At 57.5% G+C, this 17338-nt stretch carries 15 protein-coding genes; 10 read left to right on the forward strand and 5 right to left on the reverse strand.

Annotated features, from left to right (window positions below; genetic code table 11):
- The 5 genes from L2097_RS04325 to hutC all read right to left on the reverse strand — a co-directional run bounded on the left by L2097_RS04325 (nucleotide 1) and on the right by hutC (nucleotide 5279).
- On the reverse strand, nucleotides 1–1197 hold the full coding sequence (locus L2097_RS04325) for a sulfurtransferase (protein WP_085006356.1): 1197 nt from the start codon (nucleotides 1195–1197) through the stop codon (nucleotides 1–3).
- A gap of 60 nt (nucleotides 1198–1257) precedes the next feature.
- Nucleotides 1258–2067, reverse strand: coding sequence for an exodeoxyribonuclease III (xthA, locus tag L2097_RS04330; RefSeq protein WP_250352193.1), 810 nt, complete (start codon nucleotides 2065–2067; stop codon nucleotides 1258–1260).
- Between the two features lie 177 nt (nucleotides 2068–2244).
- Entirely contained in the window at nucleotides 2245–3063 is an 819-nt protein-coding gene (gene hutG / locus L2097_RS04335) for an N-formylglutamate deformylase (RefSeq protein ID WP_250352194.1), read from the reverse strand.
- Nucleotides 3060–4322, reverse strand: coding sequence for an imidazolonepropionase (gene hutI, locus L2097_RS04340; RefSeq protein WP_250352195.1), 1263 nt, complete (start codon nucleotides 4320–4322; stop codon nucleotides 3060–3062). The genes hutG and hutI overlap by 4 nt, the downstream gene beginning before the upstream one ends.
- A 165-nt stretch (nucleotides 4323–4487) precedes the next feature.
- Nucleotides 4488–5279, reverse strand: a complete 792-nt coding sequence (gene hutC, locus L2097_RS04345; RefSeq protein WP_142518138.1) for a histidine utilization transcriptional repressor HutC — start codon at nucleotides 5277–5279, stop codon at nucleotides 4488–4490.
- 237 nt (nucleotides 5280–5516) lie between these two features.
- Between hutC and L2097_RS04350 the strand changes: the two genes are divergently transcribed.
- From L2097_RS04350 to L2097_RS04395, 10 genes are all read left to right on the forward strand, one after another.
- Nucleotides 5517–6890, forward strand: a complete 1374-nt coding sequence (locus tag L2097_RS04350; RefSeq protein ID WP_250352196.1) for a formimidoylglutamate deiminase — start codon at nucleotides 5517–5519, stop codon at nucleotides 6888–6890.
- On the forward strand, nucleotides 6887–7474 hold the full coding sequence (locus L2097_RS04355) for a HutD/Ves family protein (protein ID WP_250352197.1): 588 nt from the start codon (nucleotides 6887–6889) through the stop codon (nucleotides 7472–7474). The genes L2097_RS04350 and L2097_RS04355 overlap by 4 nt, the downstream gene beginning before the upstream one ends.
- A 229-nt stretch (nucleotides 7475–7703) precedes the next feature.
- On the forward strand, nucleotides 7704–8687 hold the full coding sequence (locus L2097_RS04360; protein ID WP_047369949.1) for an ABC transporter substrate-binding protein: 984 nt from the start codon (nucleotides 7704–7706) through the stop codon (nucleotides 8685–8687).
- A gap of 11 nt (nucleotides 8688–8698) precedes the next feature.
- Nucleotides 8699–9580, forward strand: a complete 882-nt coding sequence (locus tag L2097_RS04365; RefSeq protein ID WP_047369950.1) for an ABC transporter permease — start codon at nucleotides 8699–8701, stop codon at nucleotides 9578–9580.
- Entirely contained in the window at nucleotides 9580–10365 is a 786-nt protein-coding gene (locus tag L2097_RS04370) for an ABC transporter ATP-binding protein (RefSeq protein ID WP_047369951.1), read from the forward strand. Before L2097_RS04365 ends, L2097_RS04370 begins: the two co-directional genes overlap by 1 nt.
- 116 nt (nucleotides 10366–10481) lie before the next feature.
- The gene (hutH, locus tag L2097_RS04375) at nucleotides 10482–12032 is read left to right on the forward strand and encodes a histidine ammonia-lyase (protein WP_250352198.1); all 1551 of its coding nucleotides are present in this window, start codon (nucleotides 10482–10484) and stop codon (nucleotides 12030–12032) included.
- A gap of 42 nt (nucleotides 12033–12074) precedes the next feature.
- Complete coding sequence (gene hutU / locus L2097_RS04380; RefSeq protein ID WP_047369953.1) at nucleotides 12075–13757, forward strand: urocanate hydratase; 1683 nt, start codon at nucleotides 12075–12077, stop codon at nucleotides 13755–13757.
- Between the two features lie 56 nt (nucleotides 13758–13813).
- Nucleotides 13814–14980 (forward strand): histidinol-phosphate transaminase, encoded by a 1167-nt coding sequence (hisC, locus tag L2097_RS04385; protein ID WP_250352199.1) that lies wholly within the window; start codon nucleotides 13814–13816, stop codon nucleotides 14978–14980.
- Nucleotides 14977–16125, forward strand: a complete 1149-nt coding sequence (locus L2097_RS04390; protein WP_047369955.1) for an alpha-hydroxy acid oxidase — start codon at nucleotides 14977–14979, stop codon at nucleotides 16123–16125. Before hisC ends, L2097_RS04390 begins: the two co-directional genes overlap by 4 nt.
- Nucleotides 16126–16165: 40 nt before the next feature.
- Nucleotides 16166–17251 (forward strand): iron-containing alcohol dehydrogenase family protein, encoded by a 1086-nt coding sequence (locus L2097_RS04395; RefSeq protein WP_250352200.1) that lies wholly within the window; start codon nucleotides 16166–16168, stop codon nucleotides 17249–17251.
- Nucleotides 17252–17338: the final 87 nt, after the last annotated feature.

Genomic DNA, 17338 nt, shown 5'->3' on the forward strand with positions numbered 1-17338 from the left:
TTATCCATTCTTGTGCTGCAGACTCCACTCATACCAGCCGCCATCATATACCCCGATGTTTGTCCAGCCCATGGCGCGCGCGCAGATAAATGCCAGCGAGGCGCGCCAGCCGGTTCCGCAGTAAAAGGCGATTTGCTGGTCTGCGGTAATATTCCATGCGTCCCACATGGCCGTGATGTCATTCGCGCAGCGTAAGGTCGCATCAGGGTTGAGAAAATCCTCGATGCCATCTTTACCGCGTCCGCCACGTCCCCAGCGCGCACCGGGGATGTCGCCCCTGACATCAATATACGCGTAACCACTGGTCGCGCCGGAATACTCAGCCCAGGAACGTACACTCACCACCGAGGCATCCTTACGGTTCAACAACGCCCGGGTCTGCGGCAGGGAAAGCATCAACTGCGGTTGCGCCGGGATCGGTGCACCAAAATCGCGGGCGGGCGTGATGGATAGCGCCTCGCCGGAGGCCACCGGAAAACCAGCGCGAAGCCAGGCTCGCCAGCCACCGTCCAGTACACGCACATCCTGCACCCCGGCATACAACAGAATATGGGCCACGCGCGCGGCGGCAAGCGGGTTACGGCTATAGAGAATGACCGTGGTATCGCAGCAAACGCCGTGCGCGGACAGCACGCCACGCAGAGTCTCAGAAGCGACGACGTTCCACAGCGGCTCGTTTTCCAGCTCCAGGGTGTCGAGATAATCCGCGCCGGGAATATGCCCTTGCCGGAACTCGTCGTGCACGCCCCAGCCCGCTTCTATCACCTTCCACGTACCGACGGGCTTCTCGCTGACCTGGCGATGGGTCATTAACGCGTTAAGCCAGCTTGCCGGAACAATATGGTGAAAACCGGGCAGACGCTCAAGTGCAAGAGAGGAGGAAAATGCGTCGCTGATACGCCAGGGCGCATGGAGTCCCTTCTGGTGTAACCAGGCCTCGATCGCGTCATTGTCTTGCGGTGCACCATAGAGCGCGATACGGGTTTCAGCGCTAACCGGGCGCAGGGCAGACCAGGAGGCAAACTGTGCGTCCGTCATCTCGTCCAGCCAGCATGCGGCAAGGTTACGCGCGCCTGGGAGGTGGCCGGATGTCCCGTACAGCGCATCCGGCCAGCCGTTATACAATGCGCTGTCGCGAGTATCGATAACCACGCCATTGTGCTGGCGGAATTGGCAAAGGGTGATGTTTTTAGCCATTGCGTGTCAGGTCCAAGGGGGCGGTCATAACAGGCGACCGCCACAATGGGAAAGTGACGCTTATTCGACCTTAAACGTAGCCCATACCGGGGCATGGTCGGAGGGTTTATCCATACTGCGGATCGCATAGTCGATGCCGGTTTCGATGCAGCGTTCCGCCAGCGGTGAGCTTGCCAGCAGCAGATCTATACGCAGCCCCCGATTGTCATCAAACCCTTTGGAGCGGTAGTCAAACCACGAGAAGCGCTCGTTATTGTCCGGGTTTGCCGCACGCCAGGTATCCACCAGCCCCCAGTTCACCAGGCGACCCATCCATTCACGCTCTTCCGGTAAAAAGGAGCACTTGCCGGTCCGCAGCCAGCGTTTGCGGTTCTCTTCACCGATACCGATATCAAGATCGGTTGGGCTGATGTTCATATCCCCCATGATCAGGACCGGATTCTCTTTTTTCAGCTCATTATCGAGGAAGTTTTGCAGATCCTGGTAAAACTTCTCTTTGGCCGGGAATTTGATGGGATGGTCGCGGCTTTCCCCTTGTGGGAAATAACCATTGATGACCGTGATATTACCCAGCGGAGACGGAATTTCCGCCATGATGATGCGGCGCTGTGCTTCCTCACCGTCGTCCGGGAAACCACGACGTACGGAGACTGGCGTCGCTTTGGTCAGTAGCGCCACGCCATAGTGCCCTTTTTGCCCATGATAAAAGACGTTGTAGCCGAGTTTCGCCACCTCTTCGAGCGGGAACATATCATCATGGACTTTCGTCTCCTGCAGGCCAATCACGTCGGGCTGATGCTGCTCGACAATGGCTTCAAGTTGATGGGGACGGGCTCGCAGGCCGTTGATATTAAAAGAGACAAATTTCATAGTCGCCGCCAGATTGCTGTGGGAAATGTGGCAGGGATGTTAGCAGAAAATGAAGAAGAATGGCTATGGGATTGGGCTGCGGTCCTGGCCTGGAAAGGGGGCAATGCATTTATTAAAGCAAACATCGCCCACATGCCATTGTTACGCTGAACTTACACACGTCAGCCTTTTCACGCCTTACTTGCGATACTGTTCGCTCCCCCATGCCAGCATCCCTTCCAGTAATTGTTGCAATAAGGACTGCAAGGCAGGGGCCCGGGTTTCAGACCAGGCATAAGGGGGCGTTTCATCCATATAGTTCACCTGCGCCAGTTCAAGCTGCACGGCGTGGATATCGGCATCGGGTTGGCCATACGCTCGGGTGATATAACCCCCTTTGAAACGCCCGTTAAGCACATGGCTGAACCGCGACTGTTGCTGGCAAATGCCCGTCAGCACTTCACTTAATTCGGGCGAGCAACTGGCGCCGTTATTGGTGCCGAGGTTTAAATCGGGTAACTGTCCGTCAAACAACCGCGGGATAACCGACGCAATGGAGTGCGCATCAAAGAGCAGCGCATAACCAAACTGCTGCTTAATCCGGGCAAGTTCGGACTGAATCCGCTGATGATACGGCTGCCAGATTTGCGCCAGATAATCCTGACGCCGGGCGTCGGTCGGTATCTTGCCGGGCTTAAACGTGTCACGACCATCAAACAGGGTGTCCGGATAAAGGCCCGTCGTTGCCGTGGTGTAGAGCGGTTTGTCGTCAGAGGGCCGGTTCAGGTCGATAACAAAACGGGAATAATTCCCGACCAGCACACTGGCCCCTAGCGCCCGGGCAAAATTATACAGGCGTGGAATGTGCCAGTCCGTATCGCCCAGCGGCTGTGCCGCCTCGCTGAGGCCTTCTGCGACCTCAGGCGTCAGGCGTGTTCCTGCGTGGGGAATACTGATCAGCAGCGGCGATGTGCCCGCCGTGAATTCATAGGGGGCGGTGATGGGTGAAAGACTCATAGATGATGGTTTCCTCGAACGTTTCCACGATAGACCACCGTGCAGGGCAACTCTCCGCCCAGCCAGTAGACCAGCTCAGCCGGTCGCGAGAGCGGCCAGTGGATAAAATCAGCCGCCTTGCCCGGTGCCAGCGTGCCGTGAGAGTCCTGCAAACCGAGCGCGCGAGCGCCGTGGCAGGTTACTCCGGCCAGCGCTTCTTCCGGTGTCAGGCCAAACAGCGTGCAGCCCATGTTCAGCATCAGGCGCAGCGAGAGCACCGGGGAGGTGCCGGGGTTAGCATCGCTCGCCAGCGCCATTGGCACCTTATGCTGGCGGAAGAAGGCCACCGGCGGCTGCTGTTTTTCGCGCAATAAATAGAACGCGCCGGGCAACAATACGGCAACGGTCCCGCCGGTCGCCATGGCGATGGCATCGTCTTCGGTGGCATATTCCAGGTGATCGGCTGACAGGGCGCCATGGCGGGCTGCAAGCGCACTGCCGTGCAGTGAAGAGAGCTGCTCCGCATGCAATTTCACCGGCAGGCCCAGGGCTTTTGCGGCGTTGAACACCTGCTCAACCTGGGCCGGGGAGAACGCCAGATGCTCGCAAAACGCGTCGACAGCATCGGCCAGGTTTTCCCGGGCGACAATCGGCAGCAGGGTGTCGCAAATCAGGCGGATATACTCATCGGGCCGGTTTTTATATTCGGGAGGGAGCGCATGCGCGGCAAGACAGGTGGATTTAACCTCCACCGCAAGCCGCGTCGCTAAGGTGCGGATCACCCGAAGCATTTTCAGTTCGCTGTCGATAGAAAGCCCATAACCCGATTTTATCTCAACACAGGTGACGCCTTCGGCTAACAGCGGGCGCAGACGGAATAGCGCCGATTCGATCAACTCCTCTTCTGTAGCCTCACGGGTGGCGTTAACCGTGGAGATGATTCCACCGCCGCTTGCCGCGATCTCCGCATAACTTACGCCATTAAGCCGCTGCTCAAACTCGCCGCTGCGATTGCCGCCAAAGACCAGATGAGTATGGCAATCAACAAAGCCGGGCGTAATGATCCCGCCGGCAAACTCATGCTGTTCGGCGTCGGGGAAAGGAGGGCAATCAGCAACCGGGCCGAGCCAGACGATTTTCCCGTCAGCCACGACGATAGCGCCGTTTTCTATCAGGTTATAGTGTCCGTCTTGCATCGTTACCAGCGTGGCGCCACGCCATACGCTATCGCAACGGGCTGGTGGTGTCGTGGAAAACGGCAAAGGGTCGGTTAACGACATGACACACTCCGGGTTGGATTTATCTTGTATAGACAATTAAAGTCAACCTAACGCATAACCGAAAACGCGGCAAGGCGAGCAGAAAGAGTTTTTTCTTATTGCTGGCTGGCTTACATATTCAGGAACGCGATAGCGGCCACAAAGCCGCTATCGGTAAAGCGGAAATTAGCCGTGGCTGGTGAAACGGCCAAACAGCTGGTAGCGCGAGCCCGGGTAAACCAGGCGGGCGGAGGTAACGATGCGGCTGCCGCTCCAGGTACGGCGGTGGATAAGCAGGCAGGGTTCATGTTCTGCCAGTTGCAGTAATTCGCGCTGCTCGTCGCTGGCGCTGACCGCTTCGACCCGATGTTCACCTGACGTCAGCGGTGATATTTCCATCAGATAGGTGTAAGGCATCTGTTTGTTGAAAACCTGGCGCAGATAATCCGGCGCGGCGGCCGGGTTAACGTAACGGTCTTCGATTTGCACCGGCACATTGTTTTCGTAATGGACGATCTGCGAATAGAACAGGGTGTCGCCGGGCGCGATCCCTAATTGCATGGCTTGATCGGCATCGGCCTCGCGGGCTTCGCATACCAGAATTTTACTGTCGTGACGATGACCACGCTGGGCGATTTCATCAGCAATATTATGCACTTCCAGCATTGGCGTGTAGGCCTTTGCTTCTGCCACGAAGGTGCCGACACCCTGCATGCGAATAAGAAAACCTTCGCTGGTCAGTTCACGCAGCGCACGGTTAATGGTCATGCGGCTTACGCCAATTTCATTGACCAGTTCGCTTTCTGATGGAATACGTTGATGGGGCTTCCAGGCGCCAGAGCGAATCTGGCCGATGATTGCCTGCTTCACGCGCTGATAAATCGGGGCAGGGGTATCACTCATGGCGGCGGCAAGCTCAGACAGTGCCTGCCGGGTCACGCCGTGTTGTGCTACACCGTTCGGTGAAGGCTCCGACATTTTCTTACCTCTCAAAAGATCCACAGGTATCAGGAACGTTTTCACAACGCCCGGCTATCTCCACCACTCAGGGGATCAGCACAGGTGGCCGAAAAACGAAAAATAGTAAAAAAAACACGCTGCAAGTTTACAGCCAATTCAGGCATATGTATATGTATAGACAAATTGGTCAAAGGTTTGGCAGTAGCCTGCGCAAAGGTGTGCAGGCTTTGCTTTCCCCTTCTCAGGAACGTTGTTATGCCTGCATATTTTGCTCCACGTGTCTTGCTTGCTACGGGTTGGGCGCACAATGTCCGACTGGAGGTTGATGAACTCGGCATGCTGACCGCCATCACGCCGGAAGCCTCTTCCCATGAGGGTATCCCTCTTTCCGGCCCGGTGGTGCCAGGGATGCCAAACCTGCATTCTCATGCCTTTCAGCGCGTTATGGCCGGGCTTGCGGAGGTGGCGGGCGACCCGCAGGACAGCTTCTGGACCTGGCGGGAACTTATGTATCGCATGGTGCAGCGTCTGACCCCGGAACAGGTCGGTGTGATTGCCCGCCAGCTCTATATTGAGATGCTCAAAGGCGGCTATACCCAGGTCGCTGAATTCCACTATCTGCACAATGACATTAGCGGCAAGCCCTATGCCGATCGCGGTGAGATGACCGCTCACCTGAGCGCCGCAGCCGGGGACGCGGGGATTGGCCTGACACTCCTGCCGGTGCTATACAGCTATGCCGGGTTTGGCGGACAGCCTGCACAGGCGGGGCAACAACGCTTTATTCAGGATGTCGACAGTTATTTACAGCAGCAGGCGGTGATTCAACGGCAAATTAACGGCAACGCGCTGCAAAACCTGGGGCTGTGTTTCCATTCCCTGCGTGCGGTCACCCCGGAACAAATGTACCAGGTGCTGAAAGCCAGCGACCCGACGCTCCCGGTGCATATTCATATCGCCGAGCAACAAAAAGAGGTCAACGACTGTCTGAACTGGAGCGGTCAGCGCCCCATCAGTTGGTTGTATGACCATCTGGATATCAATGCCCGCTGGTGCCTGATCCATGCCACCCACGCGGATGCCTACGAAGTGACGAAAATGGCGCACAGCGGTGCGGTTGCCGGCCTGTGCCCGACCACCGAAGCGAATCTTGGCGACGGTATTTTCCCGGGCGTTGACTATCTGGCACAGGAAGGACGCTGGGGTATTGGCTCAGACAGCCATGTCTCGCTCAACGTAGTGGAAGAGTTACGCTGGCTGGAATATGGTCAGCGTCTGCGTGACCAGCGGCGTAATCGACTGATTGCGCAGGAGCAAACGCGGGTAGGGGATGTACTTTACCTGCAGGCGTTATCCGGTGGCGCGCAGGCTTGCGGCGTGCCGGTGGGGCAACTCTCGGTCGGTTATCGCGCCGACTGGCTGGTGCTCGACAATCAGGACCCTTATCTGGCTGCGGCCACCGACAACGCGTTGCTTAACCGCTGGCTATTTGCGGGGCATGTTGGTCAGATTCGCGATGTTTATGTTGGCGGCGTTGCGCGCGTTGTCGATGGGGTTCATCCGCAGCAACAGGCTGCAGCGTCAGATTTTCTGCACCTGCTGCAACAGCTTTCTCAGGAGAGCGCATGAACAACTGGCATCCGTTTTCCCTCGGCAGATTGCCGGTGAGTCGCTGGCGCAATGGTGGGGGAGAAACCCGCGAGATCGTCAGTTGGCCGCAGGGGGGGGCGGAATTTGACTGGCGCGCCAGTATTGCCACTATCGCTGCCGATGGCCCGTTTTCCGCCTTCCCGGGGATTGACCGTTCGATAACGTTACTGAGCGGAGAGGGCGTGAATCTGTCAGATGGTGGGCAGCTTAACCACCGCCTGAGCACCGTCGGCGCACCGTTTCCTTTCAGTGGCGATCTCTCTCTGAGCGCACATCTCCTGGGCGGTACGACGATGGATTTCAACCTGATGACGCGCCGCACGACCTGCGCCTCCCGGGTGGTCGCCCTGCGTGAGCGCGGGACAATCACTGCGGAGAAAGGCGGCGTGTTGTATGCCATTGAGGGCGACTGGCAACTGCCGGACGGCACCCATTTTGGCACAGGCGAGGGTTTCTGGTGGTCAACAAGCGACGGGCAAGCACAGGCGCAATGGACGATTTCGCCGCTGGCACAATCGCAACCTGGATGTCGCTTGCTGTTGTGGGCTGCGGTCACGGACTAACCCGGGGCAGGCTGCACTGAAATGGCGCGCCGGGCGCACTACTTTGATTCTTCAGGCCCACGGACCGTGGGCGAAAGCAACGATGCGGGCGTACTTCCGGACTGGCACAAAGCTTGCTTTATCTTTCTCGGCTTAATTGTATAGACAAGAATATACAGTAGCGTCATTCGCCGGTGGCAATTTGCTGCGCAGGCATTCCCCGAGACAGGTAATTTGGCAGGAGTGGCAGATGAGCAACATGATTTCCAGGACTGTACTAAAGCGTTCATTATCTCTGTTAGGTCTGGCAGTCGCGTTAGGTGGTGTGGCTAACACAGCGCTGGCGGCGGATACGCCGGTGGCGATCGGGATTTCCGGCTGGACCGGCTTTGCGCCGCTGACCCTGGCTGACAAAGCGGGCATTTTCAAAAAGAACGGTCTTGATGTGACCCTGAAAATGGTCCCGCAGCAATCCCGTCATCTGGCGATTGCCTCCGGCTCGCTGCAGTGCGCGGCGACCACGGTAGAAACCTATCTCACCTGGAATGCCAGCGGTGTGCCGATTAAGCAAATCGTGCAACTGGATAAATCGTACGGCGCGGACGGTATCGCAGTGCGCAGCGGTATCAATAGCGTCGCGGATTTGAAAGGCAAAACCATCAGCGTCGATGCCCCCGGCACCTCATCTTATTTTCTGCTGGCGTGGATCCTCGATAAAAACGGCATGACGATGAAAGACGTCAAGCTTGCGACCTTAGGGCCGGACGCCGCCGCACATGCGTTTATTGCCGGGCAGAACGATGCCGCCGTGACCTACGAACCCTATCTCTCCAACATTCGCCAGAGTCCGGATAAGGGCAAAATCCTGACCACCACGCTCGACTATCCTATGGTCATGGATACCCTCGGCTGCACGCCTTCCTGGCTGGATAAAAACCCGAAAGCGGCCCAGGCGCTGGTCAATAGCTACTTCGAAGCACTGGATATGATCAAAGCTGACCCGGATAAAGCCAATGAAATCATGGGCGCGGCGGTGAAAGAGACCGGTAAACAGTTTGCCGAAGAGTCCAGCTATCTGCGCTGGCAGGATCGCGATGCGAACAAAAAATTCTTTAGCGGCGAAATCGTGAGCTTCACCAATGAGGCGGCACGTCTGCTCACGGAGATGAAAATTCTGCGTAAAACGCCGGACATCAACACGTTGTATGACGCGAAGTACGTTACTCAGCCATGAAGGACCACGATATGAACAGTCCTGTCAGTCAGGCCGCGGACTACGCCAGCAAGACCACGACAGACTTACGCGAGCCGGCACCTCTGCCGGCAAGCAAAAAGGTCTGGCATAACCCGATGATGGTGCCATTACGCCCCGTTGCGCCGCGGCACCGCTGGTTTCTGGGTTTCTGCTTCTTTGTGCTGTTTTTCGCCTTATGGGCGCTGGTGACCTTTACCGGCCTGGTTGCTCCGACCTTCCTCGCAAGCCCAGCCAGTATGCTACAGGAAGGGGTGTTGCTGTTTACCGATTTCGATTTCACCACGGATATCGGTATGACAGTAATGCGTGTACTGGGCGGGTTTATCCTGGCCTGCGTTATTGCCGTGCCGCTGGGTATCTGGATGGGTTCATACAAACTTATCGAAGCCTTCTTCGAGCCGTTTGTCTCATTTTGTCGCTATCTGCCTGCTTCCGCGTTTGTGCCTCTGCTGATCCTGTGGGCCGGTATTGGTGAAATGCAGAAGATCCTGGTGATTTTTATTGGTTCTTTCTTCCAGATAACCCTGATGGTGGCTGTCGCCGTAGGGGCTGCGCGTCGCGATCTGGTTGAGGCGGCCTACACCCTGGGGGCGACCAATAAAAGCGTGGTGCGTCGGGTGATTATTCCCGGTGCGGCGCCAGAAATCGCCGAGCTTTTACGTCTGGTGCTCGGCTGGGCCTGGACCTATGTCATTGTGGCGGAGCTCATCGGTTCATCCAGCGGGATAGGCCATATGATTGTCAACAGCCAGGCGTTACTCAACACTGGGCAGATGATCTTCGGCATTATCGTCATTGGCTGTATCGGATTGCTCTCCGACCTGTTGTTTAAAGCGGTTAACCGCCGCCTGTTTGTATGGAGTTCTCTGTAATGAACTATCCGAAGCTGAGTGTTCGCCAGGTGGAGCGTGTCTTCAGTGGCCCGAAAGGTGAAAAAACCCAGGCCCTGTTGCCGGTGGATTATCAGGTCAATGAGAACGATTTTATTACCATCCTCGGCCCTTCCGGCTGCGGGAAATCGACGCTTCTGCGCATTGTCGCCGGTCTGGATCAGCCCACGAGTGGTGAAGTCTGGCTGGATGGGGAACTCGTTGACGGCCCCGGCGCGGACCGCGGCATGGTATTCCAGAGCTATACGCTTTTTCCCTGGCTCACCGTTGAGCAAAATATCCGCTTCGGTTTACAGGAGCGAGGCGTGAGTAAAGCGGCGCAAAAGGAGCGCAGCGACTACTTTATTAATAAGGTCGGTTTGCGTGGGTTTGAGCATCACTTCCCACGTCAACTGTCAGGCGGCATGCAGCAACGTACGGCTATTGCCCGTGCGCTGGCCAATGACCCGAAAATTCTGCTGATGGATGAACCCTTTGGCGCGCTCGACAACCAGACACGCGTGATGATGCAGGAGCTACTGCTGTCGATATGGGAGTCCTCGCGCAAAACGGTGCTGTTTGTGACCCACGATATTGATGAAGCCATTTTTATGGCCAATAAAGTGGCGATTTTCAGCGCCCGCCCAGGGAGAATCAAAACCGAAGTGGCGGTGAATTTTCCGCACCCGCGTGATTACACGTTAAAGACGTCACCGGAGTTTATGACGCTCAAGGCGCGGATAACGGAAGAGATTCGTACCGAAACGATGCAGACCATGGATCATTGATCGGTTATTTTTTGCGTCGTGTTGCCACTTTTTTGTCAGGTTGTGCGTAAGCACCCGGTGGGCCGAGTCCTGACCGGGTATATTTTCAGCTCTACTTGTATATACAGGAATAGATTATGGCTCCTTCATCCTCCGGTTTCACCCTTTGCCGCCTGCAGCCAGGCCATGTAGACCTGCCCATGCTGCGCCAGATTTATCAGGGCAATGTTCATCTCGCGCTGGCGGAAGAGGCCCGTGCCGATGTGCTGGCCTCTCAGGAGACGGTTACCCGCATTGTGGCATCGGGGGACGTGGTGTACGGCATCAATACCGGGTTTGGCAAACTGGCGCAGACCCGTATTCCGGCCGAACGCCTGGCGGAATTACAGCGCAATCTGGTGTTGTCGCACAGTGTGGGGACGGGTAAATATCTGGCGGATAACATTGTGCGCCTGGTGATGGCAACGAAGATCCTCAGTCTTTCGCGTGGCCATTCCGGCATTCGCATTGACGTGATTGACGCCCTGATTACGCTCTTCAATGCCGGGGTCTATCCCTGCATTCCGGAAAAAGGTTCGGTAGGGGCATCCGGCGATTTAGCCCCGCTGGCGCACCTGTCGCTTATGCTGATTGGTGAAGGCACGGTGACGGTGCAGGGCAACACAATGTCTGCGGTGGAAGGTCTGGCAAGTGCGGGGATACGCCCCTTTGAACTCGGGCCGAAAGAGGGGCTGGCGCTGCTTAACGGCACTCAGGTGTCGACCTCCCTGGCACTGTCGGGGCTATTTGAGGCGGAGCGCGTCTTTTCCGCCGGGCTGGTGGCCGGCGCGCTGTCGCTGGAAGCCATCAAAGGTTCCGTTAAACCGCTCGACCCGCGTATTCATGAAGCCCGCGGACAGCAAGGGCAGATTGCCGTGGCGGCCGCGCTGAGCAAAATTCTCGCCGGGAGCGACATTGTGACCTCCCATGCGGCATGTGGCCGCGTACAGGATCCGTATTCCATTCGCTGCGTGCCTCAGGTGATGGGCGCATGTCTTGATAACTTGCACCATGCCGCACGCATCTTGCGCATCGAAGCCAATGCCGCTTCCGATAATCCACTGGTCTTTGCCGAAAACGGCGATGTGATTTCCGGTGGTAATTTTCACGCCGAACCGGTGGCCTTCGCCGCCGACATTATTGCGCTGGCGGTCGCTGAGATTGGCGCCATCTCGGAGCGTCGTATGGCCCTGCTGCTTGATACCGGGTTGTCCGGTTTGCCGCCGTTCCTGGTGCGTGACGGCGGTGTGAACTCCGGCTTTATGATTGCCCAGGTTACCGCCGCCGCGCTGGCCTCGGAAAACAAATCGCTGGCCCATCCAGGAAGCGTCGACAGCCTGCCCACCTCTGCGAATCAGGAAGACCATGTCTCAATGGCGACCTACGCCGCGCGCCGTCTGGGGGATATGTGTTTCAACACCAGCGTTGTGGTTGGCATTGAAGCGATGGCGGCCGCGCAAGGGGTGGATTTCCATCGTCCGCTGCAAAGCTCAAAAACGCTGGAAAACGAAATGAACGCCATTCGCCAGAACGTCGCGTTTCTTGAAAAAGATCGCCTGATGGCGCCGGACGTCGAAATGATGCGTCTGTGGGCGTCCCGCGAACACTGGCCCGCAGAAATCGAAGCGCTGTTGCCGAGCTTCGCCTGATAACGCTGTGCAAAAAATTCAAATTTAGAGAAGGAAATGAACATGAATGCGCCACACAAAAATGCCGAAGCCCGCGTTGTCCGCGCTCCCCAGGGGACCGAACTGAGCTGCCAGAACTGGTTGATTGAAGCAGCCTATCGCATGATTCAGAACAACCTCGATCCGGATGTCGCCGAGCGCCCGGAAGACCTGGTGGTTTATGGCGGCATCGGCAAAGCAGCTCGCAACTGGCCGGCCTTTGAGGCGATCCTTGAGAGCCTGCGCAATCTGCGGGAAGACGAAACGCTGCTGGTCCAGTCGGGAAAACCGGTCGGCGTTTTTCGCACCCACAGCAACGCCCCGCGCGTGTTGATTGCCAACTCCAACATCGTTCCTCACTGGGCGAACTGGGAACACTTCCATGAACTGGATAAAGCCGGTCTGATGATGTACGGCCAGATGACGGCCGGTTCATGGATATACATTGGTGCGCAGGGCATTGTGCAGGGCACTTACGAAACCTTCGCCGAAGCCGGTCGCCAGCATTACAACGGCAACCTGCGCGGCAAGTGGATTTTAACCGCCGGGCTTGGCGGCATGGGTGGTGCCCAGCCGCTGGCGGGAGTTCTGGCAGGCGCATGCGTGCTGGCGATTGAATGCCAGGAATCACGCATCGATTTCCGTCTGCGCACGCGCTATCTCGACTACAAAACCCGCAGCCTGGACGACGCCCTGACGATGATTGAAAAAGCCTGCGCCGAGAACAAAGCCATCTCTGTTGGCCTGCTGGGCAACGCCGCCGAGCTGATGCCCCAACTGGCGGCACGGGCGAAAGCAGGCGGCCTGCGCCCGGACATTGTCACCGATCAGACCTCGGCGCACGATCCGCTCAACGGTTATCTGCCGGAGGGCTGGAGCCTGGAACAATGGCAGCAGGCACGCCAGTCCGACCCGCAATCAGTGGTGAAAGCGGCTCGCGCGTCGATGGCGAAGCATGTACAGGCGATGCTCGATTTTCACGCCATGGGGATCCCGACCGTCGATTACGGCAACAATATTCGCCAGGTTGCCAAAGAGGAAGGGGTGACCAATGCCTTTGATTTCCCGGGCTTCGTTCCTGCTTATATTCGTCCGCTCTTCTGTGAGGGCAAAGGCCCCTTCCGCTGGGTGGCGCTCTCCGGGGACCCGGAAGATATCTACAAAACCGACGCCAAACTGAAAGAGCTCTTCCCGGATAACGCCAATCTGATCAACTGGTTGGATATGGCGCGTGAACGTATTGCCTTCCAGGGGCTGCCTGCGCGTATCTGCTGGCTTGGCCTGGGGGAGCGTCATCTTGCCGGGCTGGCCTTTAACGAGATGGTGCGTAATGGCGAGTTAAAAGCGCCAATTGTCATTGGCCGTGACCATCTGGATACCGGCTCTGTGGCCTCGCCAAACCGTGAAACGGAAGCGATGAAAGACGGTTCTGATGCAGTCTCTGACTGGCCGCTGCTCAACGCGTTGCTCAATACCGCTGGCGGCGCAACCTGGGTCAGTCTGCACCATGGTGGCGGCGTGGGAATGGGCTTTTCTCAGCACGCCGGGATGGTCATTGTCTGTGACGGCAGCAAAGAGGCGGATGAACGTCTGGCACGGGTGCTGTGGAATGATCCGGCCACGGGCGTGATGCGCCACGCGGATGCGGGCTATGAACAGGCGCAGGAGTGCGCCGAGCGTAATCACCTGAACTTACCGATGCTTTGATCATCAGCGCCGGATGGGCGGCTCGCGCTCATCCGGCTTTTCCTGAGGGATACGTAATGACGTTCGATGTCGCGGTTTCCGATCCACTCTTTGCGCAACAACAACAGACACTCAACAATCTTGCTCGCCCCACGACACGCAGCCTGGGTCTGTATAACGCGGGCCTGTCGGCAGAGGCTGTGCGGCAGAAATATGGCGTAACCCATATCGCCAAACTGGCCAGTAATGAAAACCCGTTGGGCGCCAGCCCGCAGGTGGTATCAGCATTACAGGCAGATGCTGATTTCAGCGCGGTCTATTCCGATGCCGCCAGCGCCCGGTTGCGCGATGTGCTGGCGGACTATACCGGCGTAAGCGCCGAAAATATTGTCACAGGCAATGGTTCAGAAGACATCCTGCATATGCTGGCGCTGGCTTTTCTTAACCCTGGTGATCGCGTTGTCACGCTGATTCCGTCGTTTGGCCTGCACGAGATCTTCCCGCGCATGATGGGAGCGGACGTGACCCTGGTGGGGGTTGATCAACGACAACAGTTCGACATTGCGGCCTGGGAGCAGGCGCTCTCCACGCCGGCGAAAATGGTCATTTTTAGCAATCCGTCAAACCCGGTGGGGTGCATGCTCGACAAAGACGGTTTTGCCCGCATCATTGCCGCCGCGCCGCAGGAATGTGTGCTGGTCATTGATGAAGCCTATTTCGAATATTGCCATGAGAACCCGGATTACCCCGATAGCCTGGCAGTACTGGCCGCGCAGCGGCGCCCGTGGATTGTGCTGCGTACTTTTTCGAAAGCCTGGGGTCTGGCGGGCCTGCGCGTGGGCTATGGCTTAGCCAGTCACCCTGAACTCGTCAACTTGCTCAACCGCGTACGTACACCATTTAATATTAATCGCGCGGCGCAAACGGCGGCGGTGGCCGCGTTAGGCGACCAGGCGCATGTGAAGGCGAGCGTTGCCCTGGTGAACGCGCAGCGGGAGCGTGTGGCCGCCGAACTCAGACGTCTGGGATTTTACGTGGCGCCCTCACACGCCAATTTTCTCTTCTTTGACTGTGGACGCCCCAGCGGCGAAATGGCGCAGCATTTATTGCGCTATGGCGTCATTATCAAGCCGTGGCGGGAGCCAGGCTATGAGCACTGGATCCGGGTGTCGATGGGCAACGAAGAGGATAACCAGCAGTTTATCGACGCCCTGAAAGCGATCCTTGCGCAGGGGGCGGTGTGAAACGGTTGGCACTGAACATTGAAGAACTACGCCAGCGAGCCAAACGCGCGCTACCCCGTTTTGCTTTTAGTTATCTGGAAGGCGGCGCGGATGATGAGCAAACATTACGCGATAACCGCCGTGTCTTTGCCCGCTGGCGCTTTATTCCTCCGGTGCTGAACGACGCGAGCGAACGCGATCTCTCGGTTACCCTTTGTGGTCAAAAACTGGCGGCACCGCTGCTGATTGCGCCGACGGGTTATAACGGCATGTTGCGTTATGGCGCCGATGCGATGTTAGCGCGTACCGCCAGAGATGCCGGTATTGGCTATATCCAGAGTACCGTGTCGACCGCACCGATTGAGGAAATTGCGGATGAACACCTGCCCCAACACTGGTTTCAGCTGTATGTGCTCAAAGACCGGACGGTCACCACGGGGCTGCTTGAACGCGCAAAAGCGGCAGGCTGCACCACGCTGGTGGTCTCCGTTGATGCGGTGCATTTCGGCAATCGCGAAAAGGATAAGCGCAATTACCGCCGTCCCATGAAGCTCTCTCTCCCCAGTCTGTTTGATATCGCGTTACATCCCGCCTGGGTATGGCGCACCATTCGGCCTGCGGGTGTACCGGGATTTGGCAATTTAACCCCTTATATCCCGGCGGATAAGCGGCGGGGGGCCGGGGGCGCCAGCTACTTTGCCGCGCAGATGGACACGCGCCTGAGCTGGGAGACGCTGACTTGGATCCGTAGCCAGTGGTCAGGGCCAATGTTGATTAAAGGTATTCTCGCGCCGGATGACGCAACGCGGGCCTTTGCGGCAGGTATTGATGGCATTGTGCTCTCGAACCACGGCGGGCGACAACTTGACGGGTCAGTGAGTGCGATGGAAGTGTTACCTGAGATCCGTCATCGCTGCGGCCCGGACGCAACGATTCTTATCGATAGCGGTTTTCGCCGTGGCACTGACGTGGTGAAAGCGCTGGCGTTGGGGGCGAACGGCGTTTTGCTCGGGCGGCCCATGCTTTATGGCGTGGCGGCTGACGGTGAGGCCGGGGCGAAGCAGGCGCTGGCGCTGATTTTGCAGGAAGTTGACCGCACCCTCGCACAGCTGGGATGCACGTCTATTGCCCGGTTAGGGCCACATTTACTGCGACCTCAATCCTGACAAGTAAGGAGGCAGGTTTGTTCATCACGGAGAGTCATTTATGCAGGCACTGAACATCATCTTCCCGGCGCAAATTTTACGTGGCGCAGGCGTTATCACCCGCCTTGGCGAGATATGCGCCGCGTTGGGCAAGCGCGCGCTGGTCATTGGCGGTCATGCCGGGTTGGCCGCTGTGGATACGCAGATTCGCCATCAACTGGCGGCCTCCGGGATTGAACTGGTAGGCCTGCAATGGTTTGGCGGTGAATGCACTGAAGAGAATATTGAGCGCCTGGCACGAGAGGTCGAGGTGACGGGGGCGGAGATGGTGATAGGCGTCGGCGGCGGGAAAGCGCTTGATACCAGTAAAGCCGTGGCGGTACAGAGACATGTGCCGATTGTCACTATTCCGACCATTGCCGCAACCTGTGCGGCCGTGACGCCATTGACCATCCGTTATCATGCCAATGGCCATTTTCGCGATCTGTTCCCCTTAGCCCAGGCGCCCGCTGCCGTGATTATCGATAGCGAAATTCTGACCACCGCGCCGTTACGCTGGCTTGCGGCGGGCCTTGGCGACACGCTGGCAAAATGGTATGAATTTCGCGCAATCAGCACGCAGCATCAGAATCACAGCGGCGTCGCGCAGGCTTCCAGTGCCAACAGCCGTATCTGCTATGACCTTATTCAGGCCCACGGCCCTGCTGCCTGTGACGCCGTAAGGGCAGGGAAACCCAGTGCCGCGCTGGAACAGGTGCTGGATGCCATCTTTATGTTTGCCGGACTGACCTCGATGATGAGCAGCGGTGCTCATGCCGCGGCCGCCCATGCGATTTATGAAGGCTTTACGGTCTGTGATAAAACCCGCGAATTTGGTCACGGGCTTCTGGTGGGTTTTGGCAACCTGTGTCTGCTGGCGCTGGAAAATCGCAGTGATGCGGAATTGCTTGAGGCGGTGCGCCTGGCGCATGCCTGCGCGATACCGCTACGTCTGAGTGATATTGCCGCGCTGGATGCCAGCGAGCTTGAAGAGATTGTGCAAATGTCATTGCATGCGCCGGATATGCAAAATATGCCGGATAACATCACCGCCCACGCTCTTTATCAGGCCATTGCCCGCGTTGAAGCGATGGCGGCAGTCGTCTGACTTGACGGTTGGCCTGGTCATATCACCCAAAGGGCTGGCAGCGATGCCAGCTTTTTTCATTCTGTTGAACAGGTGTGGCGCCCCATA

It is taken from the genome of Citrobacter sp. MNAZ 1397 (genome assembly GCF_023613995.1).
In the GTDB taxonomy this organism is placed as follows: Bacteria; Pseudomonadota; Gammaproteobacteria; order Enterobacterales; family Enterobacteriaceae; genus Phytobacter; species Phytobacter ursingii.